General features: G+C 57.3%; 23 protein-coding genes. 7 read left to right on the forward strand and 16 right to left on the reverse strand.

Annotation, left to right across the window (positions count from 1 at the left end):
* Positions 1-11: 11 nt before the first annotated feature.
* From PL263_RS14235 to arsC, 5 genes are all read right to left on the reverse strand, one after another.
* A complete protein-coding gene (locus tag PL263_RS14235) occupies positions 12-710 on the reverse strand; it encodes an RES family NAD+ phosphorylase (RefSeq protein ID WP_278209968.1) in 699 nt (232 codons plus the stop codon).
* Positions 707-1,111: an MbcA/ParS/Xre antitoxin family protein gene (locus PL263_RS14240; RefSeq protein ID WP_278209969.1), complete on the reverse strand. Its 405-nt coding sequence runs from the start codon at positions 1,109-1,111 to the stop codon at positions 707-709. Before PL263_RS14240 ends, PL263_RS14235 begins: the two co-directional genes overlap by 4 nt.
* Positions 1,112-1,189: 78 nt before the next feature.
* The gene (bamE, locus tag PL263_RS14245; protein WP_278209970.1) at positions 1,190-1,528 is read right to left on the reverse strand and encodes an outer membrane protein assembly factor BamE; all 339 of its coding nucleotides are present in this window, start codon (positions 1,526-1,528) and stop codon (positions 1,190-1,192) included.
* Positions 1,529-1,648: 120 nt separating this feature from the next.
* Positions 1,649-2,242 (reverse strand): NAD(P)H:quinone oxidoreductase, encoded by a 594-nt coding sequence (gene wrbA, locus PL263_RS14250; protein WP_278209971.1) that lies wholly within the window; start codon positions 2,240-2,242, stop codon positions 1,649-1,651.
* Positions 2,242-2,589: an arsenate reductase (glutaredoxin) gene (gene arsC, locus PL263_RS14255; RefSeq protein WP_278209972.1), complete on the reverse strand. Its 348-nt coding sequence runs from the start codon at positions 2,587-2,589 to the stop codon at positions 2,242-2,244. The genes wrbA and arsC overlap by 1 nt, the downstream gene beginning before the upstream one ends.
* Before the next feature lie 72 nt (positions 2,590-2,661).
* Here arsC and hldE point away from each other — a divergent pair, with 72 nt between their 5' ends.
* On the forward strand, positions 2,662-4,092 hold the full coding sequence (gene hldE, locus PL263_RS14260) for a bifunctional D-glycero-beta-D-manno-heptose-7-phosphate kinase/D-glycero-beta-D-manno-heptose 1-phosphate adenylyltransferase HldE (RefSeq protein WP_278209973.1): 1,431 nt from the start codon (positions 2,662-2,664) through the stop codon (positions 4,090-4,092).
* Between the two features lie 16 nt (positions 4,093-4,108).
* On the opposite strand, the gene PL263_RS14265 is transcribed toward hldE, so the two are convergent.
* Both PL263_RS14265 and polA read right to left on the reverse strand, forming a co-directional pair.
* Positions 4,109-5,014 carry an MBL fold metallo-hydrolase gene (locus tag PL263_RS14265; protein ID WP_278209974.1) on the reverse strand — a complete coding sequence of 302 codons (906 nt, stop codon included), beginning with the start codon at positions 5,012-5,014 and terminating at the stop codon, positions 4,109-4,111.
* A gap of 10 nt (positions 5,015-5,024) precedes the next feature.
* A complete protein-coding gene (polA, locus tag PL263_RS14270; RefSeq protein WP_278209975.1) occupies positions 5,025-7,754 on the reverse strand; it encodes a DNA polymerase I in 2,730 nt (909 codons plus the stop codon).
* 150 nt (positions 7,755-7,904) lie between these two features.
* Here polA and PL263_RS14275 point away from each other — a divergent pair, with 150 nt between their 5' ends.
* Positions 7,905-8,501: a Uma2 family endonuclease gene (locus tag PL263_RS14275; RefSeq protein WP_278209976.1), complete on the forward strand. Its 597-nt coding sequence runs from the start codon at positions 7,905-7,907 to the stop codon at positions 8,499-8,501.
* Positions 8,502-8,511: 10 nt separating this feature from the next.
* Here PL263_RS14275 and PL263_RS14280 read toward each other — a convergent pair whose 3' ends face one another.
* Positions 8,512-9,762: a dicarboxylate/amino acid:cation symporter gene (locus PL263_RS14280; protein WP_278209977.1), complete on the reverse strand. Its 1,251-nt coding sequence runs from the start codon at positions 9,760-9,762 to the stop codon at positions 8,512-8,514.
* 180 nt (positions 9,763-9,942) lie between these two features.
* Here PL263_RS14280 and PL263_RS14285 point away from each other — a divergent pair, with 180 nt between their 5' ends.
* The 3 genes from PL263_RS14285 to PL263_RS14295 are packed head-to-tail and all read left to right on the forward strand — an operon-like array spanning position 9,943 to position 11,234.
* Entirely contained in the window at positions 9,943-10,536 is a 594-nt protein-coding gene (locus PL263_RS14285) for a Uma2 family endonuclease (RefSeq protein ID WP_278209978.1), read from the forward strand.
* On the forward strand, positions 10,533-10,772 hold the full coding sequence (locus tag PL263_RS14290) for a Rho-binding antiterminator (protein ID WP_140913217.1): 240 nt from the start codon (positions 10,533-10,535) through the stop codon (positions 10,770-10,772). Before PL263_RS14285 ends, PL263_RS14290 begins: the two co-directional genes overlap by 4 nt.
* Before the next feature lie 30 nt (positions 10,773-10,802).
* The gene (locus tag PL263_RS14295) at positions 10,803-11,234 is read left to right on the forward strand and encodes a DUF2721 domain-containing protein (RefSeq protein ID WP_278209979.1); all 432 of its coding nucleotides are present in this window, start codon (positions 10,803-10,805) and stop codon (positions 11,232-11,234) included.
* A gap of 77 nt (positions 11,235-11,311) precedes the next feature.
* On the opposite strand, the gene PL263_RS14300 is transcribed toward PL263_RS14295, so the two are convergent.
* From PL263_RS14300 to PL263_RS14335, 8 genes are all read right to left on the reverse strand, one after another.
* Complete coding sequence (locus PL263_RS14300; RefSeq protein WP_278209980.1) at positions 11,312-12,262, reverse strand: dienelactone hydrolase family protein; 951 nt, start codon at positions 12,260-12,262, stop codon at positions 11,312-11,314.
* A 239-nt stretch (positions 12,263-12,501) separates the two neighbouring features.
* Positions 12,502-13,497, reverse strand: coding sequence for a hypothetical protein (locus PL263_RS14305; protein ID WP_278209981.1), 996 nt, complete (start codon positions 13,495-13,497; stop codon positions 12,502-12,504).
* Between the two features lie 296 nt (positions 13,498-13,793).
* Positions 13,794-14,432 carry a hypothetical protein gene (locus PL263_RS14310; RefSeq protein WP_278209982.1) on the reverse strand — a complete coding sequence of 213 codons (639 nt, stop codon included), beginning with the start codon at positions 14,430-14,432 and terminating at the stop codon, positions 13,794-13,796.
* 272 nt (positions 14,433-14,704) lie between these two features.
* On the reverse strand, positions 14,705-15,343 hold the full coding sequence (locus PL263_RS14315; RefSeq protein WP_278209983.1) for a hypothetical protein: 639 nt from the start codon (positions 15,341-15,343) through the stop codon (positions 14,705-14,707).
* 358 nt (positions 15,344-15,701) lie between these two features.
* Complete coding sequence (locus tag PL263_RS14320; protein WP_278209984.1) at positions 15,702-16,754, reverse strand: DUF4062 domain-containing protein; 1,053 nt, start codon at positions 16,752-16,754, stop codon at positions 15,702-15,704.
* 189 nt (positions 16,755-16,943) lie between these two features.
* Positions 16,944-17,180 (reverse strand): toxin-antitoxin system HicB family antitoxin, encoded by a 237-nt coding sequence (locus PL263_RS14325; protein WP_278209985.1) that lies wholly within the window; start codon positions 17,178-17,180, stop codon positions 16,944-16,946.
* Entirely contained in the window at positions 17,177-17,590 is a 414-nt protein-coding gene (locus PL263_RS14330) for a putative toxin-antitoxin system toxin component, PIN family (RefSeq protein WP_278209986.1), read from the reverse strand. Before PL263_RS14330 ends, PL263_RS14325 begins: the two co-directional genes overlap by 4 nt.
* A 66-nt stretch (positions 17,591-17,656) precedes the next feature.
* Positions 17,657-22,552 carry an MG2 domain-containing protein gene (locus PL263_RS14335; RefSeq protein WP_278209987.1) on the reverse strand — a complete coding sequence of 1,632 codons (4,896 nt, stop codon included), beginning with the start codon at positions 22,550-22,552 and terminating at the stop codon, positions 17,657-17,659.
* Positions 22,553-22,892: 340 nt separating this feature from the next.
* Here PL263_RS14335 and PL263_RS14340 point away from each other — a divergent pair, with 340 nt between their 5' ends.
* Both PL263_RS14340 and PL263_RS14345 read left to right on the forward strand, forming a co-directional pair.
* Complete coding sequence (locus PL263_RS14340; RefSeq protein ID WP_278209988.1) at positions 22,893-25,865, forward strand: pyruvate formate lyase family protein; 2,973 nt, start codon at positions 22,893-22,895, stop codon at positions 25,863-25,865.
* A gap of 13 nt (positions 25,866-25,878) precedes the next feature.
* Entirely contained in the window at positions 25,879-26,532 is a 654-nt protein-coding gene (locus tag PL263_RS14345; protein WP_278209989.1) for a hypothetical protein, read from the forward strand.
* Positions 26,533-26,547: the final 15 nt, after the last annotated feature.

The following is a 26,547-nucleotide window of genomic DNA, read 5'->3' on the forward strand; positions in this document are numbered from 1 at the left end:
GGTTGATTGGGTCAAACGCCGGAACGGTAAAGTTCTTTTTTGTACACGGTGCTAATCCGGTTGCCGTCCCAGACGTAGCAATAATGCGCGCCCTGTTTCACCGGAGACAACAAGCGCGGTTTGAACACGGCGACGCATTCGCCGCCGGCGTTGCGTACGCTGGAATAGGCAATCCCATTCGAACCGTCGGCGCGCAGTTGCTTGGCTAAGCTCTGCGCCGCCGCGTAATGCCCGGTATCGCTAGCGTAAATATCCGGCAGTTCGCTTTGTTTAGCGCGGATGTCGTGCAGTTCGGCGTCCAGGTCCGAGGCGTAGGAACGCATGTCGATCTCGATTGGCGCTTGCCGGGTCGCCGCCAAGAAGCGGGCGCGATGGAAAGCGGTCTCGGCGATTGCGGTATCGATATCCTTGGCCGCGTAATAGACGCCGAAACTGCCGTCGGAGAAGCGGCTGCCTTCCGGATTCAAATGGGTGAACGCAGCCATGATCGGCGTGGTACCGGGGCCGGAGATTCTATCTGCCGCCGCCACCAACCGAATTTCGCCGGCCTCGTCGCGCAGACGGTCGTTGGTCAAGGCTTCGATCACGAACACCACTTCCAGATCGGCCGGATCGGCCACCCGGTCGAACAATCCGGTCGGCGGAAACCGGCTGGGTACCAAGCGCCAACAAGGCCGCCAGTCGATCCGCGCCGTTGCGATCGATTTCATGCCCAACCGCACTGGGCGTCCAGATATTGGCGTACCACGTACAAATCGGCGACCCGGCCCGACAACATGCGCTGTAACGCGCTTTGCCCGGAAAACGGCGCGGCCTGATTGGCTTGCTGCAACCAGGCGTCGGCGGCTTCGGCTTGCGGCAGCAGAATTTGCAGGGCTTTATAGATACCGAAAATATAAGACAACCGCTCCAGCTTGTCCGGATTCAGGCTGGCGCTTTCCGGGCTTTTTTTCCATTTGAAATAGGTGCTGCGCGAATCCAGCCCCAGCAGCTTCATGGCTTGCTCGGCATTCAGCCGCCAGACGTCGGCAATATTGAAAAAGGTGCGTAATGCGGCGCCCGCCACGACGGCACTGTCGGCCGGTAATGCTGCTTGTGCGGTCGATAACATAAGCCCTCCATACAACTCATTTGAACTTTATGTAAAAATAAGTCTATTTATGGACTTTGTCAATCAAATCGCTGGCCGCTATTTGGTGTAGGTATATTCGGCCACCACGTCTCCTTGAAAAACCAAGATCAACAATTGGTCATCGGACTTTTCCCTGACCAGACCGTAAGACATGCCTTGGATATAGCCTCTACCGTAGGCATCGGAATAGCTATAAGTCCATGTTTCGAAATCGGACGATTTCGTCGTCGACACCGGTTCACCGAAATGTTGCCTGATCATCGCTTTGGTCGTGACACCCTTTCTGATCTGGGAGACGTAGGTATCGTCAAATTTACGCCCTTGCGATGCAGCTGCGCAGCCGCCGACGATTGTCGTCGCGACAGTCATGCAGAATACGATCAATAAACTTCTCATCGAACTCACCCTCCAACAAAAATTGGTCAAGACTATCGAAACCCGGAGCGGGCCGGCAAACGATATTAAATACTTGCTTCAGCTGTTATGAATCGATTCCGCAATTAACGTCACGGCAAATTAGGAAGCGCCTTTCAACGCCAGCGCCGTCTTCGCCAGACGCTCACCCAGTACCCAACACAAGCGCTTTTCGTGCTCGGTCAGTTCGGCATCGGCTTCGGAGCAATGGCTGGGACCGTAAGGCGTGCCGCCGCTGACCGTTTCCCGCAGCGCGATTTCGTTGCAGGGCAGGCTCAGCAATAACATGCCGTGGTGCATCAACGGCAACATCATCGACAGCAGCGTGGTTTCGTGGCCGCCGTGCATGCTGCCGGTCGAGGTGAACACACCGGCCGGTTTGCCGGACAAAGCGCCGGAAAACCACAGCGGCGTCGAGCTATCCAGGAAATACTTCAACGCCGCCGCCATATTGCCGAAATGGGTCGGGCTGCCCAGCGCCAGGCCGTCGCAATTTTCCAGATCGTTCAACGATGCGTAGGGCGCGCCGCTGTCAGGAATACTGTCGGCGACTTTTTCCGATACCGCCGATACTTCCGGCACCGTGCGCAGCAGCGCTTCGGCTCCGGCCACCGACTCGACGCCGCGGGCTATATGCTGCGCCATCCGCGCCGTGCCGCCGTCGCGGCTGTAATACAGGACCAGGATTTTCGCCATTACAGGATACCCAAAACAGCTTCGGGCGGACGGCCGACGGCGGCTTTGCCGTCCTTCAATACAATGGGTCGCTCGATCAGTTTCGGAATTCTAACCATGGCTTCAATTAACTCGGCGTCGCTCAAGGACTTGTCGTCCAAGCCGTTTTCCTTGTATTCGGGTTCCTTGGTACGCATCAACTCGCGCGGTTTCAGCCCAAGCTTGTGCAAAATTTCCTGCAATTCGGCGGCGGTGGGCGGGGTTTTCAGATATTCGACGATCTCGGGCTGGATATTGTTGGCTTCCAACAGTTTCAAAGTGTCGCGGGATTTGCCGCAACGCGGGTTGTGGTAGATTTTCACGCTCATGCTTCGCACCTGTATCGCAATGGGTTGCGGCTATAATAGCACCCTTCGAATCACGGATAACTTCACACAGCCATGCAATTACCCAACTATTCCAACGCTCGGGTGCTGGTGGTCGGCGACCTGATGCTGGACCGCTACTGGCACGGCCCGACCTCGCGTATTTCTCCGGAAGCGCCGGTGCCGGTAGTGCATGTCAAACAGGACGAATTCCGCGCCGGGGGCGCCGGCAACGTGGCGCTGAACATTGCCGCGCTGGGCGCCAAAGTCTCGGTACTGGGTTTTACCGGCGAAGACCAGGCGGCAAACGCGCTGGAAAAATTGCTGAAGGACGCCGGGGTGTTATGCCTGTTCCAGGCAATACCGAATTATCCGACCATCACCAAACTGCGGGTGATGAGTCGCCATCAACAACTGATCCGGCTCGATTTCGAAGACGGCTTTCAGCAAATCGACAGCGAGCCGTTGCTGCATCTGTACCACGCCGAACTGATGCAATCGCAGGTGGCGGTACTGTCCGATTACGGCAAAGGCACCTTAAACCAAGTGCAGCAATTCATTACCCTGGCCCGGCAGCTGAAAAAGCCGGTGTTGGTCGATCCGAAAGGCAGCGACTTTTCGATTTACCGCAATGCGACCTTGATCACGCCGAACCTGGGCGAATTCGAGGCCGTGGTCGGCCGTTGCAGCAACGAGGCGCAAATCGTCGAACGCGGCCTGAATCTGATCGATACGCTGGCACTGGATGCCTTGCTGGTCACCCGCGGCGAGCACGGCATGAGCCTGCTCTGCAAGGATGCCGAACCGCTGCATTTGCCGACCCATGCCCGCGAGGTATTCGACGTCACCGGCGCCGGCGACACCGTGATTTCGGTGCTGGCCGCCAGTCTGGCGGCGAAAAAACCGCTGGCCGAAGCCACCCAACTGGCCAACATCGGTGCCGGCATCGTGGTCGGAAAAATGGGTACCGCCACGGTCGATACCGACGAACTGGCCGCCGCGCTGCAAGGCCCGCGGGCGCGCCACAAGGGCGTCTGCACCCTGCCGGAACTGCTCAAGGAACGCGCCGCCGCCAAACAGAACGGCGAAAAAATCGTCGCCACCAACGGCTGTTTCGACATCCTCCACCCCGGCCACGTCCGTTACTTGCAGCAAGCCAAAACTCTGGGCGACCGCCTGGTGGTGCTGGTCAACAGCGACGATTCGGTCAAGCGTCTGAAAGGCCCGGAACGCCCGGTCAACGATTTGGCACACCGGATGGAAATGCTGGCGGCGCTGGAATGCGTGGACTGGGTAGTGGCATTCGCGGAAGACACGCCTAAAGCCGTCATCGACCAGTTACTGCCCGACATCCTGGTCAAAGGCGGCGACTATAGCGACATCACCAGCATCGCCGGCCACGACAGCGTGCTGGCCGCGGGCGGCGAGGTGAAGATACTGTCGTTCATCGCAGGCCATTCGACCACCGGCATCATTCAGACCATCCGCGATAAATCCCGGCCATGATTTCGATTGCCGAACCCTAGCCGGACTGGTCCGGCTGGTACGGCAACGAATATTGATCGCCTTCCCGCGCCAGCCAGATCGGAAATCCTAAGCGCTCGGCTTGCAACAGACGGGCATAAATCGAATCCAGATCGGCGTCGCTGCGGGTCGGCTCGTGGTGAGTCAAAAACAGTTGTTTGACCTGGGCTTCGGCGGCAATCTCCAGCGCCGAGCGGTAGGTGCCGTGGCCCCAGCCACGGCGGTCGGCATATTCGGCGTCGGTGTAGGAACTGTCGATGATCAGCGCGTCGACGCCGGCCATCGCTCCGATCACTTCTTCGTTCTTCTGATCGATCAATTCCTGCATCGCTTCGTAACCGGGGTGCTGTTCCGGATAAGGGTTCAGCGGCGGCTCGTAGTCGCCGGTGAAAAACAAGGAACCGCCGGCGTCATCGTCGATTCGGTAACCGAAGTTGAACACCGGATGGTTCAGCACGGTGGGCGTGACGCGGACGCTGCCGATCCGGATCGGCTCCCCGGCTTTCAGCGTGGTGTACCGTACCTCGGCCTTCAGTTGCGCTTCGCTGATCGGGAAATAGGCGTGCTGCAACTGCACCCGCATCGCCCGCTCGATGCCTTGATGGGTCACCGGTTCCAGGCCGCCGTAAATATTGATGCGGTTACCGGCTCGGAACATCGGCAGGAAAAACGGCAAGCCCTGGATATGGTCCCAGTGGGTATGGGTGATCAGAATATGCGCGGTCAGATCGCGCCGGTGCAGCAGCGTTTGCGCCAGGGCATGGATACCGGTGCCGGCGTCGAGAATGATCAGATCACCGGCGCTGCTGGTGATTTCGATGCAGGTGGTGTTGCCGCCGTAGCGGACCGTATTCGGCCCCGGCGTGGCAATCGAGCCTCTGACGCCCCAGAACTTGAACTGCATGCCTGCCAGCCTAATGCGCTTCGTCCCAGTTGGCGCCGGTGCCGGCTTCCACCAGCAAGGGCACGGCCAACTCGGCGGCAGCGGACATGATGCCGGTGATTTTGGCGATGCTGTCCGTGAGAATGGACTCGGCCACTTCGAACACCAGTTCGTCGTGCACCTGCATGATCATTTTCAGGTCGGCGCCGCTGGTTTCGATCCAGTCGTGGCAGGCGATCATCGCCCGTTTGATGATGTCGGCAGCGCTACCCTGCATCGGCGCGTTGATCGCGGTGCGTTCCGCGTACTGGCGTTGCGCGGCGTTGCGGGCGTTGATGTCCGGCAAATACAGACGGCGGCCGAAGAGGGTTTCGACATAGCCTTGCTGCTTGGCCAATTCCCGCGTGCTGTCCATGTAGTGCTTGACGCCGGGGTAACGGCTGAAATACAGGTCAATGTAAGACTGGGCCTGATTGCGCGGCAAGCCCAATTGCTGCGCCAAGCCGAAGGCCGACATGCCGTAAATCAGGCCGAAGTTGATCGCCTTGGCCGAGCGGCGCAAATCGTGGGTGACCTGATCCGGCGCCACTTCGAACACTTCGGCGGCCGTGGCGCGGTGCACGTCCTCGCCGGCGGCAAAGGCTTTCAGCAAACCGGCGTCGCCGGACAAATGCGCCATGATTCGCAATTCGATCTGCGAATAATCGGCCGCGACGATTTTATAGCCGGACGGGGCAATAAAGGCTTGGCGGATTTTGCGGCCTTCCTCGCTACGGATCGGAATGTTCTGCAGATTGGGGTCGGTCGACGACAACCGCCCGGTCGCAGCCACCGCCTGGTGGTAGGAGGTATGCACCCGCCCGGTTTTGCGGTTGATCTGCTGCGGCAGTTTGTCGGTGTAAGTCGATTTCAATTTGCTCAGGCCACGGTGTTCCAGAATCAGCCGCGGTAACGCAAAATCCACCGCCAATTCCTGCAATACCGATTCATCGGTCGACGGCTGGCCTTTCGGGGTTTTTTTCAATACCGGCAGATTCAGCCGGTCGTACAGGATTTCCTGAATCTGCTTCGGCGAACCCAGGTTAAAAGCCGAGCCGGCCAGATCGTGGGCCTGGATCTCCAGGCCTATCATCCGGTCCGCCAATTCCTGGCTTTGCTGAGCCAGCATGTCGCTGTCGATCAGCACGCCGTTTTCCTCGATTTTGGCCAGCACTTTGACCAGCGGCAGCTCGATATCGTTATACAAAGCCCACAAACTGGGCCGTTGCTGCAATTCGGCGGACAGGGTCTGGTGCAGGCGCAAGGTGATGTCGGCGTCTTCGGCGGCGTATTCGGTGGCGCGGTCGATCGCCACGTCGGCAAAACCGATCTGCTTGGCGCCCTTGCCGCAAACGTCCTCGAAATGAATGGTATCGACGCCGAGGTAATGTTTGGCCAGGTCGTCCATATTGTGTTTGGTCGCGGTACTGTTCAACACATAGGATTGCAGCATCGTGTCGTGGCGGATACCGCGCAACGCAATGCCGTGGTTGGCCAGGACGTGGGCGTCGTATTTCAGGTTTTGGCCGAGTTTGGCGCGGTCCGGGCTTTCCAGCAGCGGTTTCAAGGCCTGCAGCACGCTCTGCCGATCCAGTTGCGCCGGCGCGTCCGGGTAATCGTGCGCCAGCGGTAAATACGCGGCTTGGCCGGCTTCGATCGCAAACGAAACGCCGACGATCTCGGCTTCGCTGTAATTCAGGCTGCTGGTTTCGGTATCGAACGCGAACAGCTCGGCTTGTTCCAGCCGGGCCAGCCAGGCATCGAATTCGGCTTGGCTGAGGATGGTTTGGTAATCTTTTGCGACCGGCGCCGGTTTCGGCGCTGCGGCTTGCCCGACCGGTTCGGCTGCAGTCGCTGAGGCGTCGCCGTTCAGCGTTTTCAACCAACTGCTGAAGCCCAGACTGCCCAGCTGCTGTTTCAACGCGGCGATATCCGGTTCCTTGCGTTTCAGGTCGTCCAGGCTGTAATGCAAGGCCACGTCGCATTTGATCGTGGTCAGTTCCCGCGATAGCGGCAATTGGCCCAAGGCCTCGCGCAGGTTGTCGCCGATCTTGCCCTTGATTTGGTCGGCGCTGGCGATCAGGTTGTCCAGCGTGCCGTATTCCTGCAGCCATTTGGCGGCGGTTTTCGGTCCGACCTTGGGCACGCCGGGGATGTTGTCCACCGCATCGCCCATCAAGGCCAGATAATCGATAATTTGTTCCGGTTTGACGCCAAATTTGTCCTGCACCCCGGCAATGTCCATCACCGCGCCGGTCATCGAGTTTTCCAGAATGATCTGCTCGTTGACCAATTGCGCCATGTCCTTGTCGCCGGTGGAAATGATGACATTGAAGCCCTGGCGGGCCGCGTTTTGCGCCAGACTGCCCAGCACGTCGTCGGCCTCGACCCCGTGTTCGATGATCAGCGGCAATCCCAAAGACCGGATCAAGTCGTGCAGCGGTTGAATCTGCACCCGCAATTCGTCCGGCATCGGCGGCCGATGGGCCTTGTATTGGTCGTACAACTCGTGACGGAAGGTCTTGCCCGGCGCGTCGAATACCACAGCAAAGTAAGGCGTGTTGTAGTCGTTGATTAGCTTGCGCAACATGTTGGAGACGCCGTAAACGGCGTTGGTCGGTTCGCCTTTACTGTTGGTCAGCGGCGGTACGGCGTGAAAGGCGCGAAACAGAAACGACGAACCGTCGACGAGAATCAGTTTGTGGATGGCGGAATCGGACATGTGCGGTCAAAAGACAGATAGATGCCGGAACGATACAGGGCGAGCCAGAGCGCTGCAAGCGTAGAATTTCACACGCCGCCGGCGCACGCTTTTCTCGGCGGTGCTTAGCACAGTAGACTATTGCTATCCGCAACTTAGCAGAGAACGGCCATGGCCCTTGCCAAACTCAAAACCCGCATCAGCCCGGAACAATATCTGGCCGGCGAACGCCAGTCCGAGCTCCGCCACCAGCTCATCGACGGCGAAGTCTATGCGATGACCGGCGGCAGCGAGAACCACAATTTGCTGGAAGGTAATATTTTCAATCTGTTCAAAAACGGCCTGAAAGGCAAGCCGTGCAAGACTTTCATGTCCGATATGAAACTGCGTATCGCCGACGATTTCTTCTACCCCGACGTGATGGTAGTTTGCGGCGAAGACAAGCAGGACGCCTACTACAAAACCGCGCCGGTCGTGATCGTGGAAGTGTTGTCCAAAACCACGCGCAAATTCGACCAGACCGCCAAACGCCTGCGCTGCCAGACCCTGCCGACGCTGGAGGAATACGTGCTGGTCGAGCAGGACAAAGGCGAGATTCAGGTATTCCGCCGCAACCAGCATTGGCAGTCGTTTTATTACTATCTGGGCGACCAGATCGAATTCGCAGCGCTGGATCTTAGCCTGAGCGTGGCCGACATTTACGAGCAGGTCGATAACGAGGACGTCGTGGCGTTTAACCAACAGCCGCCGGCCGAGTCGCTGCCGTAAGCCGGCATCGTCAGGCCGGATTTTGCCGCGGTTGATCGACCAGCGCGGCGATGACCAAATCGCCGCTGACGTTCAAGGTGGTGCGGCACATGTCCAGAAAGCGGTCCACCCCCAAAATCAGACCCATGCCTTCGGCCGGTATCCCGACCTGCTGGGTCAGAATCATGATCAAAGGCAGCGAGCCGCCCGGTACGCCGGCGGTGCCGATGCCGGCCAGGATCGCCATCAATACCACCTGCACCTGCTGCGTCAGCGATAGATCGACGCCGTAGACCTGGGCCAGAAACAATACAGTAATGCCTTCGAACAGCGCCGTGCCGTTCTGGTTGGCGGTGGAGCCTATCGTCAATACAAAGCGCGAAACTTCCGGGCTGAGTTTCAATTCCCGTTCCGCCAGTTCCAATGAGCGCGGCAATGTGGCATTGGAAGACGCGGTCGCGAAGGCATACAAATACACGTCGCGGCATTGCCGGAAAAACGACCAGGGCGCGATACCTCTGAACAGCCTTAACATTGCGCTATAAACCAGAGCTTGTTGCAGCAGCAGGCCTGCGACCACCACCAGCACGTAAAATCCCAGCGAGAACAAAATCTGGTGGCCGAATTTGAAGGTGGATTGAAACACCAGCGCGAATACCGCCCACGGCGCGAATTGCATCGCCGCGTCCACTATCCGCAGGCAGGCGGCGTAAGTTTCCTCCAACAACTCCAGCCAACGCGACGGTTTGCCGCCGTTCGTCGCCGCCAACGCCGCGCCGAACGCCAACGAAAAAAACATCAACGACAGCATCTCGCCGTCCAGGGCCTGCACGGCGCTGTTGAACGGGTTTTTCGGGATGATCTCCAGCAACGATTGCACCACCGGCTTGGCTTGCGCCACGTGTTGGCGGATCTTGTGCACACCGGCCTCGTCGCCGAGCAGTTGCGAAATATCCAAACCGGTGCCGGGCTGCAGCAGATTCACCAGCGACACGCCGATCACCACCGACGCCGAACTGGCAATCAGCGTAAATAACAAAGTGCGCTGGGCAACCCGCGCCAAACCGTGGTGGCTGCTGAGCTGGTAAACGCCCAGCATCAAACCGCTCATCACCATCGGCACTACGATCATGAAGATCAGCCGCAGGAAAATCTGGCCGACCGGTTCCAATAGGTAGCGGTTGAATACCTGCAAGCCGGCATGGTCGGCAAAACCGTGGCAGGCCAGGCCGGCGGCGGCGCCCAACCCGAGGCTGAGCAATAATCGGTGATGGTTTTTCATGGCAGACATCCGCCCGGCAGTCGCAATAGTCTGGATAGTAGGTCTTTTCGCCGGATTTGTTAACTTTGCCGTGGTTCGGCGCGTCTTGTATTTCCCGGGCCGATCTCTAACAATACCGACACTCGGCCTGCCGGCCGGGCATTCGGTTATTTCCTTGAACAGTTGTAGGCGGGGCGCATCATGGCTTTCCACACCGATCAACCCGATGTTTATTTGACGGAAGACGAATATCTGGTCAGCGAGGCGGCTGCCGAAGTCAAGCGCGAGTATATCGACGGCCAGGTCCGCGCGATGACCGGTGCCGGTTATAACCACAATTGCATCGCGGCCAACATTCTCGGCGAGTTCAGAAGTCATCTAAAAGGTACGCCCTGCGCGACGTTCATAGCCGAAATCAAACTGCAGATCGGCAAGGATTACGTCTACCCGGACGTACTGGTAGATTGCAGCAAAATGTCCGGAAACGACCTATTTTCGACGGCGCCGGTCATCATCGTCGAAGTCTTATCCCGCTCCACCCGTAAAACCGACACCACCACCAAACTGATCCGCTACATCAACCTGCCGTCGTTGCAGGAATACGTGCTGATCGAACCGGACATCGTTTCGGTGCAAGTCCTGCGCCGCGCCAACCACTGGCTATCCGAGTACTATTTTCTCGGCGACGACGTGACGTTTACCTCGATCGGGCTAACGCTGAAAGTGGAGGACATTTACGACCGGGTCGACAATCGCGACATCAACGAATTCCGCGAACAGGCGCAACAACCATGACTCAACCCATTGACTGCAACCTGCACGATTACCTGGAAATTGCCTGTATCTACGGCTACCGCGTCAAACTGACGCTGACAGACGGCAGCGTGGTGGCAGGCAAAGCTGTCGACACCGTGACGACCGCAGACAAACGCGAATATTTGCAGCTCGATACCGAGCGGGTGGAAACCAATCGCTTGGCCAAGTTGGAGGTACTGACGCCGGGTGCCAAATTTAGCGAAGTGCGGTTTTAAACGTCAGAACTTACAACCCGGAAGCCGATTATGGACGCTCTAACCAACATCCCCACCGTGGCCCACGTGATTCAACAGGCGGTCGCACCGGTATTTCTGCTGACCGGGGTCGCCGGCATTCTCGGCGTGTTGACCAGCCGCCTGGGACGAGCGGTGGATCGGTTTAGAACCTTGAATATGCTGTTCGAAAACGGTGCCGACGAACACTATCCGGAAATGCGGATTTTGGCCCGGCGCGCCCACTGGATTCATTGGGCGATTAGTTTGTGTACCGTATGCGCTTTGTTGATCTGCCTGTCCATCGTCGCCCTGTTCGTCGGTACCGAAATCGCCGTCGATCCGTCTCCGGTGGTTTCGTTTCTATTCGTGGCCGCCATGCTGGCCTTGATCGGCGGCTTGCTGTGCTTTTTACGGGAGATCGCGCTGGCGACCGGAATGATTTCGCTGCCGGGGTCGAAATAATGGCTTAGGAAACGGTGGGCAACATTGCCCACCGTTCGCTTCGCCTGGCCGCAATCAAGCAGCCCCAAGCTTACCGACTAAAGCTTGCGTTTAAAAAAACGAACCGTTTTTTCGCGCGCGTCATAGGCCTGCTCCACATTCGGAATCATATTGACCGTACCGCCCCGGCCCAAATGCGAAAAATTGTCGGTGATCGCAATCGGCACCATTAATCGATCCCAAGCATGCGTGGCATCTGGGTAACTAACCACATCCACCAGCGCTTGTTCGTCGGCCGCAAGACCTGCTTTCAACGCCAGACAAGGCGCTGCGCTTTCGTCGTACTCGTCCAACCCGCCGATCTGGATCAGCACCGGCGCGCCGGTTAACGGATTCCCGTTCGGGCTACCGAAACTGAAATAAGGCAGTCGCGGATTGTTGTAGCCGTAACATAACGGATAGTTGGCGACGTGGGCTTTGAAATGCCGACCGCCGCCGTATTGTTGAGTAACCTGTTCGGTCGCGCTGGCCAGGGTCATGATGCCGCCCCAGGAAAAGCCCAATACGCCGATTCGTTCCGGGTCGATCTCGGCTTGGTTGCTTAAAAACTCCAGCGCGGCAAAGGCATCGGGATAGGTCAGAATCGGTAAGGCCGGACGATTGGCGGCCGAGGCAACGCCGCGGGCTTCCCACATGTCGAGTTCCAGCGTGGCAATACCGGCCTGCTGCAGCTCGCTGGCATAGAAGTCGCCGCGCGCATCCACTCCGGCGGAGCCATGTAAAATCACCACGGCCGGCAAACCGGCGTGCTTACCGCGGCAGTGTCTCTTTCCCGGCAACGACAACTTGGCTTTGACGGTTAACGCGCCTTGACTGACCACCCCACCCGGAACGCCCGGATTGAAAGCCAACTTTTCCGATTGAATCTCGACAAACTCGATTTTGGGTCGGCTTTGCGCAGCGCAATTTGCACCGTCGTGAGCCTGAACGCCGGAAAATGCGCTCGATAGTAATATGCCTGCGAATAAGGCAGCGCGGAATTTGCTCATAGTCGTTTCCTCCTCAGAAGGGCGAATTCAAAATGTTGCCGGAAAGGCTCAAGACTAGGCTTTAACTTAAGGCGCTTCAAAGTATAGTCTCGGTTCGCTGGATCGGGCCGGCGGCGCTCACTTGATAACTCAATCGTATTTTTTCCACCGGTGTTCCGTTTGTGCTCGCGGAAATACCGGTTTGCCGGTCCGTCCCGATGGCTCAGTGCCCTTGGATGCAAAGGTAAAGAGCCTTGTGGCTAATTCGCCGGACCGATATGCGGCCGGTAAGCACTAATTTTATCGACGTTAAAACCCATTACCGATTCGCGGCCTGCTATTGTCAGATCCGTCCCAACCGGCATACTCAATCCGGCGTCTTTTGGCACGCAAAGCGCCTTTTTGCCAATCAGCAACGGTCGGCCTTCGATTTCCGGTTTGTCGCAACTCCGCGAACTGCCGTAATGCCAGCCGGATACTCTGAATACTTTGGTTACCTCGTCGCCGAAAAAATGGGTGTAACCGTAAGCCGCGCCAAGCCCAATTCCGCTGACACCGATATAAAGGCCCATTGCCAGGGTAAGCGGGATTCTAATCCAGCTTTTTTGCAGCAGCTTTTGGAATGGCTTATTGGCTTGGTAATACGTGCCGACGCGGTTGCGGGTTATTTCGGTCATAGTCACCAAGCCGATTGCCAGGACCGCGCCGTAACCGATACCGACCGATAATCCAAAATCGCTGGGTAGAGTCGTACTCAATGTGATGTCGACCAAGCAGCCGACGATGGCCGGCAACAACACGCAAGCACCCGCGATCGCCAGCAATTTCAGCCTGGCGGACACGTCCGCGGGCCGATTGGCTTGGAATATCGACCGCCCGTTCGCGGGGGTAGTGGCCATGTAAACCGCTAAGCCGAGCAGCAACACGAATTTGTCGGCATACTGGAACGTCACGAATACGCCAGTGACGCTTGCTACCGACAGTATCGCGCCCACGCCCATCGTGAGCAAACCAACGTAATGCAAGGGTTTTAGTTTTAGCGGCCGGTTCTTGTCGATCGGGATTGCATTGACGAACGCGAGATGCCTCAATTGGTACGTCAAAACCACAGAGGCAAGCGTACCGATAGCGAAGAAAAGCCAAGACATGGTGGCATTCGACCAGCCGAAATGGCTTTGCAGCATGCTAATCCCGACAGCTGTTGCCACCACCGATAACACTAGCGCAAACGCTGAAGCCAAACCTTTCAAACTCATGATATTTTTCCGTATTCAATAATGCCGCGAAACGCCTTCGCCTTAGTTCCCATGCTGCTGCGCCGGTCGTAATGCAGAAAAACCGCTTGCCTGACGGACACCTGCATCCAGTGCCAATCGATGATGGTTACAATCGCTCTTGCAGCCTGAATCCAAGCACTGCTAGCGTTACCGCAGGCAACGAATCCTGGCCGGAAGGCGGTTAAGTATAGATGTATAACGCCGAGCGGCCGACTTTGGTAACTAGCGACGATTCAAGTGATGGGATGCGGCTGAGCTCTGCAGTCGAATGCGCTTTATTTCCAAAACTTCCACCAAGCCGGGCGATGCCGCCGGTAACGGAGCAGCGGAATCGATTCCGGATCGAGCAGGGCTACATCGGCGAAGCCTTCCAGTTGGTAGCCGAACAACTCCGCCAGCGCGGCCTCCGCCAAGTCCAACGGATGAAACGGTAGCGGATAGCTTGCGTCCTCCGCATCGACCGCCGGATGGGTACCGGCCCAAAACGGAACCTCGAACGGCAAGCGTTCGCCCAAGTCTTCGATAATCCCGCTGTCGGGCGACAGGCTCAGCGAGCGCCGCAATTGGCCGTTCTGCCAGGTTGCATAAGCAAACCAATCGACGACGCTGTGCATCGCATGCAGCGTGACATTGGCCCCGCCCGCGCTGAAATGCCGGGCCAGTTTGGACGGACGGTCGATACGGAATTCCTTGGCGGCAAGCACCGCCACACCGGGAAAACATCCGACCAGCAACTCGGCGTCGGGCGGACAGGTATACGCCAGGGAACCCTCGCCGATAGGCTCGAGCCGCTGGTTCGGAAACAACGCGGCCGCCAGCCGTTGGCTGGCCTCGACATCCAACGTCGGCTTGGCTGCCAACGCCTGACGCGGGTTTGAGTCGGCGACCACCAACATCCAGGTTTTTGCACCCATCGGCTATGCTCCAATTGATTTTGTCGGATTCGGGTTAATTGACTGCGGGTGAGCACGCTTGAGTGCCCACGCCGGGCTATTGGCTTATCAATTTCAATTGAAAAACTCGTGACTCCCCGATAAGGCTGCGCAAATCGCCGCTGCGCGGGCTCGTCATAATATTCAATCGATATAAGGAACCGGATAATCTGTAGGCCGGAATAAGCCGAACGGCGTTTCCGGCGATTTAATGCACGCCGGAAACGCTAACGCTTATTCCGGCCTACTGGGCTTTATTTCCAAAACTTCCACCAAGCCGGGCGATGCCGCCGGTAACGGAGCAGCGGAATCGATTCCGGATCGAGCAGGGCTACATCGGCGAAGCCTTCCAGTTGGTAGCCGAACAACTCCGCCAGCGCGGCCTCCGCCAAGTCCAACGGATGAAACGGTAGCGGATAGCTTGCGTCCTCCGCATCGACCGCCGGATGGGTACCGGCCCAAAACGGAACCTCGAACGGCAAGCGCTCGCCCAAGTCTTCGATAATCCCGCTGTCGGGCGACAGGCTCAGCGAGCGCCGCAATTGGCCGTTCTGCCAGGTTGCATAAGCAAACCAATCGACGACGCTGTGCATCGTATGCAGCGTGACATTGGCCCCGCCCGCGCTGAAATGCCGGGCCAGTTTGGACGGACGGTCGATACGGAATTCCTTGGCGGCAAGCACCGCCACACCGGGAAAACATCCGACCAGCAACTCGGCGTCGGGCGGACAGGTATACGCCAGGGAACCCTCGCCGATAGGCTCGAGCCGCTGGTTCGGAAACAACGCGGCCGCCAGCCGTTGGCTGGCCTCGACATCCAACGTCGGCTTGGCTGCCAACGCCTGACGCGGGTTTGAGTCGGCGACCACCAACATCCAGGTTTTTGCACCCATCGGCTATGCTCCAATTGATTTTGTCGGATTCGGGTTAATTGACTGCGGGTGAGCACGCTTGAGTGCCCACGCCGGGCTATTGGCTTATCAATTTCAATTGAAAAACTCGTGACTCCCCGATAAGGCTGCGCAAATCGCCGCTGCGCGGGCTCGTCATAATATTCAATCGATATAAGGAACCGGATAATCTGTAGGCCGGAATAAGCCGAACGGCGTTTCCGGCGATTTAATGCACGCCGGAAACGCTAACGCTTATTCCGGCCTACTGGGCTGTTTTGGTCTAGTTAGTGTGGGAATGTAGAGGATCGGAGGCTTTCCCGCGCAGGCATCCGGCTGGCTGACGCTGGCCGGATTGCGTTTAATTGTCATCAATCAACAATGCTCTTCGTTCAAGGTACTTAGACCGACCCAAGGATGTCAACGACCAACATCTTAGATATACTGTATGAGTCGCATTGTCAGAACCTGTTTGGCGAGGCAATGACTGGGGCTCCACAAGACCAAGAGCCATAAACTGACGAAGAATCCCCCGAACAGAGTTTTTAGTGAATATAACACTAAGCTGCGTCCACTTGGTTTTATCCTTTGACTCGGTCGGAGCTAAAAATTCCAGACAAGGAGACATTGAATAAACTAATATTTGATTAAAATACTCTTCCGAAATAGGCACCAATAGCTCTTCTGCTGAAGCGAAAAAAACTTCGGAAAGCGTAATCTCAAACTTGTGAAGTTGGTTAGATGAACTCCGTCTCGTAGTAACGGCAACTTCATAATGTGTGTCAAGTCCCCGATATTTCTCTAATTCAACGTTAACACCAATAGTCGATTTCAATTGATTAAGTTCACTAGACTGTTTTTCGTAGCGATCCTGAAGAGATGCAAGTCGCTTTAATAACTCCTGATTCTGAAGTCCTTCGTTACGAACCCAGCCATCTGCAGGCTTTGTCCTAATAGCATAAGCAAGGGATGAAAGAACAGCCGCCTTAAGATTGTCTTTATTATTCCAGCATTTGTATATTCTTCTTTCAGATACTTTATCGCGAAAATCCTGAAGCCTACTTCTTGGCTCGGCAGCAACCTCAGCCTTCTCTACTATAAGCCGATCTGGAGAACCATGTAGAAAGGCCAAGATTGGCTTATTCAATTCGACGGCGTAATTAAACTCCATTTCAGTATAAGAAATACCATCCGGTCCAGTGGAACCATATTTACCACCAACGATTAAAACGTAATAATCAGAGTCATGAATAACAGTTTTAATCAGCTCCCAAGCATTAGAATCAGCAGCAGGAAAAATCTCCATTCCCGCAGGAAAGTGTCCAAGTTCAAGAATTGCCTCTAAAACTGCTTGACGCTCGTCGACAAGGTCACGAAACGTAGAACTAACAAATATCTGATAACGAGGAGACATTTTAATTATTTGTTTTCTAATTTACGATATTACGGTCCAGAAAGAGGGCAGGTCTAGAAATATAGCTAACCCTTTCAAGGATGCTTAATTGCTAGACCTAACCCTGTTTTGCTACTGTTTTGCAGGTGCGGGAGCGCCGAACGGAAATTAGTCGTATCGCTTCACTTCCCTGCCGGATCGGGTAAACAATCAAATTTCATCACCCGACAAAGGTTCCCGTCTAGGTACTTTTGCCAAAATTGCCTGAAAAGCCGATGCATCGGCTCGTTCGGCTCTAGCTTGCAGATATTCCTCGGTGGCAATCGCCGAAACCTTTTCCGCTACCGCACTGGCAATGAATTGGTTGATTGAAACGCCTTCTTTGCTTGCCAATTCTTTAATGTGGCGGTGAACTGAATCGGGTAATCGTAAACTGAGCGCACTCATAGCAATCTCTCCAACAGGGTTTTAGGCGTAATCGCTTCCACTCCGAATTTTTCAATGCTGACAAAATCTTTCAGGTTGTGGGTGATAATGGTTTTTACCTCAGCGGCAACAGCTAGTTCCAAAACCAAATCGTCCTTCGGATCCGGTAGATAGGGCCGCCATAAAAAATACACTTTCTGATGCCTACCAAACCCACATAAACTATCCAGGATCACCTCAATTTCAGTATCGGTCAATTGAAGCATGGTTTGATTCCGCTTCAATATTTCTTCGTATTCGAACAGCAGCGGTGTCGATATCACTGTACTCAGTTGCTTAGCAGCCAAAAGCTCCAACACTTTAAATGACGCTCCGCTAGCCGAATATAAGCCAGCGAACAGCACATTGGTGTCCATGATGATTTCCGTCATACCAAATACGGTATCACTAATGTTGCATGCCGACAAATACCCAAATCGGGCAAATAAATGTCCCGATCATTTAACTGCTACTGTTCCAGCCACCCCATTCCCCCTGACCGCCTCGTTATACATGTCAAACCCACTAGCCGGCGGGATCGAGGCGGTGCCGGGGCGAGTGGCTTTCCAGACTTGGTATAGCTTCAATTCGGCGCCGGGTTGCAGTTTGGCGACGCGGACGATGCGGTCCGGGTAGCGTTGGGTTTCCTTGATGCCGGCCCAGTAGCTGTCGTCGCCGGCTTGCAGTTTGGCGTCGGCCAGGTAGGTCTGGTCGTTTTCCTGGCCCTCCGCCAGCGACGGGATGCCGTCCTCGATCACGACGAAGTCGCTGCCGGCCGGCAAGCGGTTGGGTTCGGCGCTGCGTTTGATTTTGACTTCGCTGACCACGACGTCGCCGATGTGCAGCGCCTGGCTCAGGTCGACTGGTTCGCTGCCGCCGGCGGTAATCCGGCGGAAATTGCGTTGCACGCTGAGGCCGTTGTCGCGGGCGGTGACGGCCGGGTACGGCAGTTCGACTTGCAAGGTGGCGGATGCGATATCGGTTTCGCTGAGATCGGCGATATGCAGATCGGCCAGTTCGGCGGCGGCCGACAATTTGTCAAAGCGGCCCAGATAGCCGCCCGGAATGGGTTGCAAGCTACCCAACGCGGCGGATGCATTGGCGACTTTCAAGGTCCGGGCTTTTTGGCTTTGCGCGGCGGCGGCTTCCTTGCTCAATAACTCGCGGGTGTTGAAGATGACTTGGGCGGTATCGTAAGTCGAAGTCCAGTAGCCGTGTTGCTGGCTCTGCAACAACAGCCGCTTCAGTCTGCTTTCCAATGCCGGCGGCAAGTCGCCCGCGGCCTGCAATGCGCCTAGCCCGGCGGATATTATGCTGGGCAAGCCGAAGCGGAAGCCGAGCCGGTCGTAGGATGGGCCGGGTTGGCTCTGATAGCCGGCCGGATCGATCGCCTCCAGCGCCTGCTGCAGACGTTTGCCCAAACGCTTGGCCAGATCGGGCTGGCCTTTCATTTGTTGGTTGAAGGCATGCCAGCTTTGGTTTTTGTAGGCCGCCAAGATGCGCAGCGCCGCAGTCAAGTCTTCGGCACCGGCTTGCGGGTCGGCCCCGACTTTTTCGACGAACTCGGCTTGCCGCTCCCACGGCGCCTGGTAGATGTAACCGACCGCCGAATAAGCGGCCAGCGTAAAGCCGTCCAGCACTTGCTCGGTATTGGCTTGTTGAGCCAACCACTCCGCGCCTTTGTTGTAGGCCGAGGTGGTGCCTTCCAGTTTCAATTCCTCGGCATATTTCAAAGCCTGCATCGCGATCATCGTCACCGGCACGCTGGGCTCCGGATCGTTGGCCCACAACGCGAAGCCGCCGTCGGCTTTCTGGTTTTGGATCAGTTTGCGGATACCCAACGCCGCATTCTGCTTGGCGCGCTGCAAGGGTTTTTCCAGCGGCCCCAGTTGCTCGGGCTTGAGGCCGGCGCGTTCGATCAAATCCAGCAACACCAGATTCGGCACGGTGCTGTGCGCCAGTTGTTCGGTGCAGCCGTACGGGTATTGCACCAGCATCGCCGCCGCCTGCAAGGCCGCGCCGAGCAGGCCGGAGTTGACCCGCACCGTCAATTGCGCGGCTTGAGCCTGCTCCGGAATATCGAAATGCAAATGACCGTCGCGGCGTTCGGCGGCATAGACTTGCGCCATCGCCGCCGGCTGAATCGGCAAATCGAATTCTTCGGCACCGCCGACTTTGATTGTGTTCGGCGCGGTCAACGCCGCTTTTAAGCTGGCATTGCCGGCTTGGGGACCGGCGGTCAACCGTAGCGGCCATAATTGCTCGGCCTTGGCGGCCAATTCGGCGCTCGGCGTTAGGTTGATATCCTGGCCTTGCAGATTGTCGCTCAAACTCAGATTGCCGGAGACTTTGACCGGACCGGGCCAATGGCTGGTCAATTTGACCGCCAATTCCACTTCGTCGCCGCTACGTAAAAATTGCGGGCCGACCATATCCACGGCGATGTCGGTTTTGGTGCGGAACTGGCCGGTGGTTTCGCCGAGGCGGCCGTCCTGGTCGCTGGCGACGGCGGTGACCAGCCATTCGGTGACGTTGGCCGGCATATCGACGTCGATCGTCGCCGCGCCGTTGGCGTCGGTGACCACGTGCGGGAACCAGCCGGCGGTATCGCGCATGGCTTTTTTCGCCAGCTTGCTTTGGCTTTTCAAGGCACTCAGCGCGAAATTGGGTTTGCGCAGCAAGTCGGCGTAGCCGTAGCCTTGCAAGTCGTCGGAATAGTAGGTCGACAGATTGCTGCGTTGCAGCGGATAGAAAAAGTCGAAAATGCCGGGGCGGAATTCGGCTTGCACCGCGTAAACGGCGCGATCAACAATCGATACCGCCAGCTCGGTATTCGCCGCCGGGCTGCCGTCGGCGCGTTTGACCTGCAATTTGATTTGGGTCGGCTTCAACGGTTCGGCTTCGGCCTGAGCCGGCTCGATCGCGATTTGCAGCCGCTTATCCCTCGGCACGATGCGGAAACCCAGCGTCTGCTCCTTGTACTTGCCGCCGGCCACCGGCACCGTGACGGTGTGGTAAAAACCGGTGCCGTATTCGGGTTTGGCAGTCACTTCGAACCAGCGGCTACGGCCTTGGGCCTGGGCGCTACGGCTATCGAACAACTTGGCGCCGGCCACGGTTTCCCAGATCGCTCCGGCCTCGTTATTGCCCCAGGCCTTGGGCAGCAAGGCAAACACTTTGGCTTGCTCGCCGGGACTGAGGATTGTGGTTGGTGTGTACAGCTCCAATTCCGGATTGTCGGCCACTGCCTCGCCGCCGCTGCCGGCGACGATCAACGTAGCCGGTTGCGAACTGGAACTGTGGCTCATGCTGCGGCCATCCAGCGTCTCAAGACGGGCCACGGCCGTCAAGCGGCCGAACTCTTTCAACGCCGGTATGCTGAGTTTTTGCTGGCCGTTGGCGTCGGTGGCAATATCCAATTTCACCAGACTGCGCTTGCCGCTGCCGGGCTGTTCCAGCATCACGTCGACCACGCCGCCGGCCTTGGCTGCCGGCTTGCCGTCGGCATAACTGGATTGCAGCAAAATCTGCAAATCCTGGTCGCCGACCGCCGCGACGGTTTTGTTAAAACGTAGCGCCGGCTGGGCTTCGGCCAGCGTGGCGTAAATGCTGTCGGTCAAAATCGCGCTGCCGCCGGCGGCATCCTGCGCCCGGACCATTAAGGTATAAATCCATTCCTGTTCCGGTTTCGCCGGCTTGGCGTCGGTTTGGGCTTCGGCCGGTACGGTAAATTCGAAACTGCCGTCGCCGTTGTCGGCCAGTTTGGCGGCGGTTTCCCACGGATTGCTGGCTTCGGCGGCCTGTCGGGCCTCGATCGAACTAAACAAACGCTGCGGCTGGGTTAATGGCACGGCGGATTTGATCTGGCCGAAATAATCGTTGCCGGCCGACAAGCCGGCGCCGGCCTCGGTCACGAATTGCGGCGCCTCGAATTTTTTGCGGTACAAAAATACTTCGAATTTGACGTTCTGCGGGATGCCGCCGCTGTAACGCTTGGCGCGGAATTTCAGATTGAACGCTTGCCCGGCTTGCACAGTCTGGCTGCGTTCCAGCCATTCCAGGTAAAAGGTCGGTTTGATGTAATCGCGCACCCGAAATTCGCCGCCGTAGGCTTTATGGTCGATCTCGGCCAGCAAGCGGTATAAGCCGGGCGTCTGGCCGGGATCGAGATCGAAGCTGCCGGAAAACGAAGCGAAATCGGTCAATTGGCTATGGCCTTGCAAGCCGGTGGCGTTGCCGTCGGCGCGGATTAAAGACACGTCGGTTTGCCTGGATTGAAAGGCCGGAATCCGCAATTGGCCGTCCTGCAAATTGCGGACGATGCCTTTGTAGAAAAAGGTTTCGCCAGGCTTGAAGATCGGCCGGTCGGTCATCACGAATACCGCATCGTCCTTGGCCTGAGTCGGCAGAAAATCGGTCGCGGTCAACGCTGTGCGCGCTGCTGCGTTAGCGTTGGCGGCCGGCGCGTCGACCCGGACCAGCAGTTTGCCGTCCAGCACCCCGTCGGGATTATTAAAGCGCAGTTCGCCGGCGGCATCGGTCGCCCCCGGCAAGTTCTGCCAACGGCCGCGGCCGTCGCGGACGCTGACTTTGGCATTGGCCAGCGGTTGCAAATCGCGGTTCATCGCCCGCACCAGCAATTGCTCGCTGGATTGCTTGACCTGCACCGCCAGGCTGCTGACTTGAATCAGGCACTGCGCCTCGGTCTTGCCCTGCACCGCCTGCAACAGATACAGGCCGTCCGGCAACGGCTCGAGTGAGATCTGCCGAACTTTGTAGCGGTGCTCGCTCCAGGTGTCCTCGTTGAACCACCAGCCCAGATCGTGGGTTTGCTGGCCGTTGCGCAGCAGGTCCAGATAGGTTTCCTTCACCACTTGAAAGCCCTTGGGCGGGGCGACCAGGATTTGCTGCGGCACGGCCGCCAACGGCTTGTCGGTCACGGTCAGTACCGAACCGCTGAACGGCGTGTCTTTCAATGACTTGCGAAATTCCACATCCAGCATGCCGCGCAGCAATTTCAGCGGCGATTCGGCGTTGTTTAAGCCTTTTGCAAAATAATGGCCGGGATTGAGCTCGCTGACCGGCTGCTCGTAACTGCGGCTGACGTTGAATTGGCCGTCGAGAAAATTTTCCAGATTGTCGGCTTTCAATACCCGGATCAGCATCGGCTGGTCGGTGACGGTGTAATCCAGGCGGATGCTGGGCGATTCGCTATTGCTGAAACTGCGTTCGGCGGTCAGGTAGAACGGGCTGCCGGCGACAACAGCAAGCGGTGCGAGCATCAACGCAAGCCCAATTGCCACGGCAAAACCCGCTAGCCGGTCGCGCAACACTGCATTCAGAAATCGGTACATTTCAACGCCTCCCGGCCGACGATTATCGATTGCCAATCCCGGCGCAGCGCGCCCGAACCGGCATTAATTTCGCAGTAGCATAGCCGCTAATTGGAGAAATGAAACGCTTTTGCACCGGCCCGGCTATAGTGGCTGTGCCGTGGGCCGATTGCGGTCCGGCCAGGCGTTTTTTCATGCAGCGAAATTGAAGGGATCGCCCTACATATTTCCTTACGTTTGGTGAGGATTGGGCTATAATTTAGACATAGATCACAAAAAGCCGGGGCAGGGAGCTGGCAATCGCGCCGCAAGCTGCCGGTATACGCTTTCGAGGGATCGCTCTGCGGTAAAGGGGGTGAACATGTCTGTTCCATATCCAGCAGCCGACGGCGGTATTTCGGTAGAGCTCGGCAAGAGTTCCGCAGGACCGGTATCCGAGTCCGGCACAGTCGATTTATTTCCCATCGCCAATCCAGACTTCCGGAAAATTAAAACCCTGAAGGACTTGGCGCTCCGCAGCATCACGCTGGCTCAATTCCCGGTCGTCAGCGCCTGGCGCGAAAAGCTGTTTTCGCCGGCAGGTACGCCGGAAATTTGCGACGAGTTGCCGCGCCTATTAACCGAGTTTCTGCGCCGGCCCGAAAGCCAAACCTTGCCGCCTTACACCCGGCGCGCCCAAGCGCTACGCCACATTTTCGTCAATAAAACCGCAATCGTGCACGCAGCCGACTTGCTGCCCGGCCAAACTACCACCAGCTTCGTCGGCCCGGTGGTTTACGCCGACACCATAGGCTATTGCATCTGGCCGGAACTGAAAACCGTCACCACCCGCGCCCAAAATCCGTTCAAGATTCGCCCGGAAGTGGCCGAGCGCTTGAATCGGGAGATCTTTCCATTCTGGCTGGAACAAAAGCCAATTCAGGAACTGGCCCGTTACAGCGCCTACGATAGCGCCGACTATGAAAACCGCGACCGGATCGGCGGCAATTATCCGGAGTCGATTGATCCGCCCTTGCGTAAAAAAGCCGGAGAAACCCCGAAAGCCCAGGAATTGATGGAACGGGTAGCGTTCTTCCTGTCCGATAAGGCCACCTGCGTGTCCCATACCGTGCCGGATTTCGAACGGGTGTTGAAGTACGGCTTCGATGGCTTGATCGAACGCGCCAAACAGGATATCGCCAGCGGCGCGGCCGCTACGCCGCAGCAAATCGAGTTTCTGCAGGGCGTGATTGCGGTATACGAGGGCGCCAAACTTTACGCCCAGCATTTGGCCGAGGCTGCCGACCGCGCCGGCAATCAAGTCCTGGCGACCATCTGCCGGAAGATTCCGGCGCAGCCAGCCGAAACCTTGCACGAAGCGCTGGCCGCGGTCTGGATTTGTTACCACCTGCTGTTGCAGGAAAACACCAATTTCGGTTTTTCCATCGGCCGCCTGGACCAAATCCTCAACCCATTCTATCTGGCCGATTGGCAAAAACTGGATAACCCTCAAGCGCAGGACGCCTATACCCGGCGGGCGGTGGAACTGGTCAGCCATTTTTTCCTGCATTGTTCCGATCATGTGCCTCTGTCCACCTCCGGCTCGGAAACCCTGTTCGCCGGCAGCGGCTCCAATCAGGCGTTGACTGTCGGCGGCACTCGCTACGAAAACGGCCAGGTCGTCGATGCGGTCAACGACATGACCTACATCATCCTCAAGGCCACCGAGATACTGGCTATCCGCGACCCGAACGTGCATGCCCGCTACCACCGCGATGTGCATCACCGCGACGCCCAAGGCAATTCGCTGCCCGCTGAGGTAATGGACCCGTATCTGAAACGCATCTGCCAGGTCAATATCCTGACCCGAGCCACACCCGCTTTACATGGCGATGCGGCAGTGGTGCCGGCCATGGCCAAATACTATGCGGCGCATGCCGGTATCAGCGCGGACGAAGCCTTGGCCGATGCCTACGATTACACGTCAATCGGTTGCATCGAAGAAAACGCCGCGCACAAACATTACGGCAACACCGGCTCGACTTTGATGGTGTTGCCGGCGGTGTTGGAGCTGGCCTTATACGGCGGCAAACATCGCAGCGACGGCGTGGCGCCAAAATCGCCCAATCTGTTCTACGGCGATGCGCGCTACACCACGCAGCCGCTGCTCCAAATCGATAGCATGCCAGCCTTTATCGAGGCCTTTAGGTTTCAACTGAACGAAATGGCCCGGCATGTTGTGCAATGCAACAATTACTTCGGCCGTTTCTACGAACAATCACGGCAGTCGCCGTTTTTATCCGGGCTGTTCACCGGCCCCACCAATACCCCCGACAGCGCTGGCGCCAGTTTTCGCGATGTCTCCGCCGGTGGTGCTAAATACAATTCGGCGGGCATTGCCGTGATCGGGCTGGCCGATGTGATCGATTCGTTTTGCGTGCTGGACACCCTGGTATTCGGCGGCAAAGTCACGGCCGGCGAATTGTTGGCGGCAATGCAGGCCGATTTCGACACCGGCAGCTTGCAGCCCAAAAGTTTCTGGGCGTCATTGCGGGAGCGGGTGCAAAACTGGCTGCACCCAGAAGACGCGCCGTTGCCATTACCGACATTAAGCGCCGACCGCCTCAGTCAAATCAAAGAGATGATACGGCTGGCCCCCAAATATGGGGCCGGAGTGGATCAAACTCCCGGCGGCATTTACAACAACGCTAACGCCGTCAAATACACACACCTGCTGACCGAAATGTTGCAAGAGGTATTTGCCCAATATCGCACTCATCGCGGTGGGCGCTATCTGCCGGGTTACTGGAGTATGACCAACCATGCCGGTTTTGGGATGCTGACCAAGGCCACGCCCAATGGCCGGCGTAGCGGCGAATCGTTCGCCAGCGGCATCACGCCGTGTCCCGGCGTTGTGAAAGCCAACGGCGAGCCGGTCAATTTGCTGGATCATATGTTGTCGGTCACTTCCGTGAATGCCAATACGGTGCAGAACGGTTACACCTACAACCTGAGCTTGACCACCCGCGATCGCGGCCATTTCGAAGAGGACACCGAATTGTTCTCGCGTTACATGAAGGCCTTTGCCGACCAGAACGGCGTACTGGTGCAAATGTGCGTGTCGTCGATCAACGACTTGGTCGCCGCCGACCGCGCCGCCACCGCCGCAGGGCAATCCGGGGCCGGCGCAGCCGAGCACAAAGCGCTGGAGCCGTTCAAGGATCTGATGATACGCGTGGCCGGCTACTCGGCGTATTTCGTCACGCTGAGTCCGCAGATGCGCAAAGAGATTATTCAACGCGCCAATTTCGGGCTGGACACCGGCGCCGAGCAACATACGCTCAACGCAATTTAAGAGGAGAACTGTCATGCATGCCGGATTTCCCTGTTTATTACCGAATTTACAAAAAACCTTGAAGTTGGGTGCCAATGCCGCGATTGATGCCGGCGAACTGCCGGCTGTTTTGGATAAAGCCCAAGGCCGCTTGTTGGCCGGCGGCATGGCTGTCGCGCTGCGCTTGGGGTTTGGCTATTTGCTGCGCGATTGCCAGCTGGATGCCGCGCAAGCGGCCAAGGCCAATGCCTTTTTCGAGGAAAACTTCATCATCATTGATCCCCTGGCACCTGGCGGCCAACGCTACTATCAGGGCAAGTTTCTGATCCGCACCAGCCGGCGCGGTGATGACATGAACGTGTTGCTCAAATTCTGTCCCAATCCCGATGCCCTGTACATCGACACGCCGTTCGGCCGGGCCTTGAATTCGCTGGCACTGGTTGCTACAGAGGTGCTGGACGAAAACCAGGCCGACCGGATCGAGAACGATCCCAGCCAAGTCGACCTGGTGGTGCGTTTCAAGGACGTGCAGTCGATTATCGGTTTGCTGGGCCGTTCCGGTGTCGATATCGTCGGTTTGCTGCTGGAAAACCTGGTGCAACTGACCGGCCACGTCGGCCATCTGTTTAAATTGGGCGCTATCGCCACGGACATCCAGTTATCACTGGATATTCCCAAAGCGGCCTAGCATTGGAGAGCGGAG

The sequence above is a fragment of the Methylomonas sp. EFPC3 genome (assembly GCF_029643245.1).
Classification (GTDB): Bacteria; Pseudomonadota; Gammaproteobacteria; order Methylococcales; family Methylomonadaceae; genus Methylomonas; species Methylomonas koyamae_B.

Coding starts and splice junctions, on each gene's coding strand:
- PL263_RS14300 (WP_278209980.1), bottom strand. CDS start 12,262: ATGAGCAAATTCCGCGCTGCCTTATTCGCAGGCATATTACTATCGAGC.
- polA (WP_278209975.1), bottom strand. CDS start 7,754: ATGTCCGATTCCGCCATCCACAAACTGATTCTCGTCGACGGTTCGTCG.
- PL263_RS14335 (WP_278209987.1), bottom strand. CDS start 22,552: ATGTACCGATTTCTGAATGCAGTGTTGCGCGACCGGCTAGCGGGTTTT.
- PL263_RS14330 (WP_278209986.1), bottom strand. CDS start 17,590: ATGACGGAAATCATCATGGACACCAATGTGCTGTTCGCTGGCTTATAT.
- PL263_RS14295 (WP_278209979.1), top strand. CDS start 10,803: ATGGACGCTCTAACCAACATCCCCACCGTGGCCCACGTGATTCAACAG.
- PL263_RS14310 (WP_278209982.1), bottom strand. CDS start 14,432: ATGGGTGCAAAAACCTGGATGTTGGTGGTCGCCGACTCAAACCCGCGT.
- wrbA (WP_278209971.1), bottom strand. CDS start 2,242: ATGGCGAAAATCCTGGTCCTGTATTACAGCCGCGACGGCGGCACGGCG.
- PL263_RS14325 (WP_278209985.1), bottom strand. CDS start 17,180: ATGAGTGCGCTCAGTTTACGATTACCCGATTCAGTTCACCGCCACATT.
- PL263_RS14275 (WP_278209976.1), top strand. CDS start 7,905: ATGGCCCTTGCCAAACTCAAAACCCGCATCAGCCCGGAACAATATCTG.
- PL263_RS14340 (WP_278209988.1), top strand. CDS start 22,893: ATGTCTGTTCCATATCCAGCAGCCGACGGCGGTATTTCGGTAGAGCTC.
- PL263_RS14305 (WP_278209981.1), bottom strand. CDS start 13,497: ATGAGTTTGAAAGGTTTGGCTTCAGCGTTTGCGCTAGTGTTATCGGTG.
- PL263_RS14345 (WP_278209989.1), top strand. CDS start 25,879: ATGCATGCCGGATTTCCCTGTTTATTACCGAATTTACAAAAAACCTTG.
- PL263_RS14290 (WP_140913217.1), top strand. CDS start 10,533: ATGACTCAACCCATTGACTGCAACCTGCACGATTACCTGGAAATTGCC.
- PL263_RS14315 (WP_278209983.1), bottom strand. CDS start 15,343: ATGGGTGCAAAAACCTGGATGTTGGTGGTCGCCGACTCAAACCCGCGT.
- PL263_RS14235 (WP_278209968.1), bottom strand. CDS start 710: ATGAAATCGATCGCAACGGCGCGGATCGACTGGCGGCCTTGTTGGCGC.
- PL263_RS14240 (WP_278209969.1), bottom strand. CDS start 1,111: ATGTTATCGACCGCACAAGCAGCATTACCGGCCGACAGTGCCGTCGTG.
- arsC (WP_278209972.1), bottom strand. CDS start 2,589: ATGAGCGTGAAAATCTACCACAACCCGCGTTGCGGCAAATCCCGCGAC.
- PL263_RS14280 (WP_278209977.1), bottom strand. CDS start 9,762: ATGAAAAACCATCACCGATTATTGCTCAGCCTCGGGTTGGGCGCCGCC.
- PL263_RS14265 (WP_278209974.1), bottom strand. CDS start 5,014: ATGCAGTTCAAGTTCTGGGGCGTCAGAGGCTCGATTGCCACGCCGGGG.
- bamE (WP_278209970.1), bottom strand. CDS start 1,528: ATGAGAAGTTTATTGATCGTATTCTGCATGACTGTCGCGACGACAATC.
- PL263_RS14285 (WP_278209978.1), top strand. CDS start 9,943: ATGGCTTTCCACACCGATCAACCCGATGTTTATTTGACGGAAGACGAA.
- hldE (WP_278209973.1), top strand. CDS start 2,662: ATGCAATTACCCAACTATTCCAACGCTCGGGTGCTGGTGGTCGGCGAC.
- PL263_RS14320 (WP_278209984.1), bottom strand. CDS start 16,754: ATGTCTCCTCGTTATCAGATATTTGTTAGTTCTACGTTTCGTGACCTT.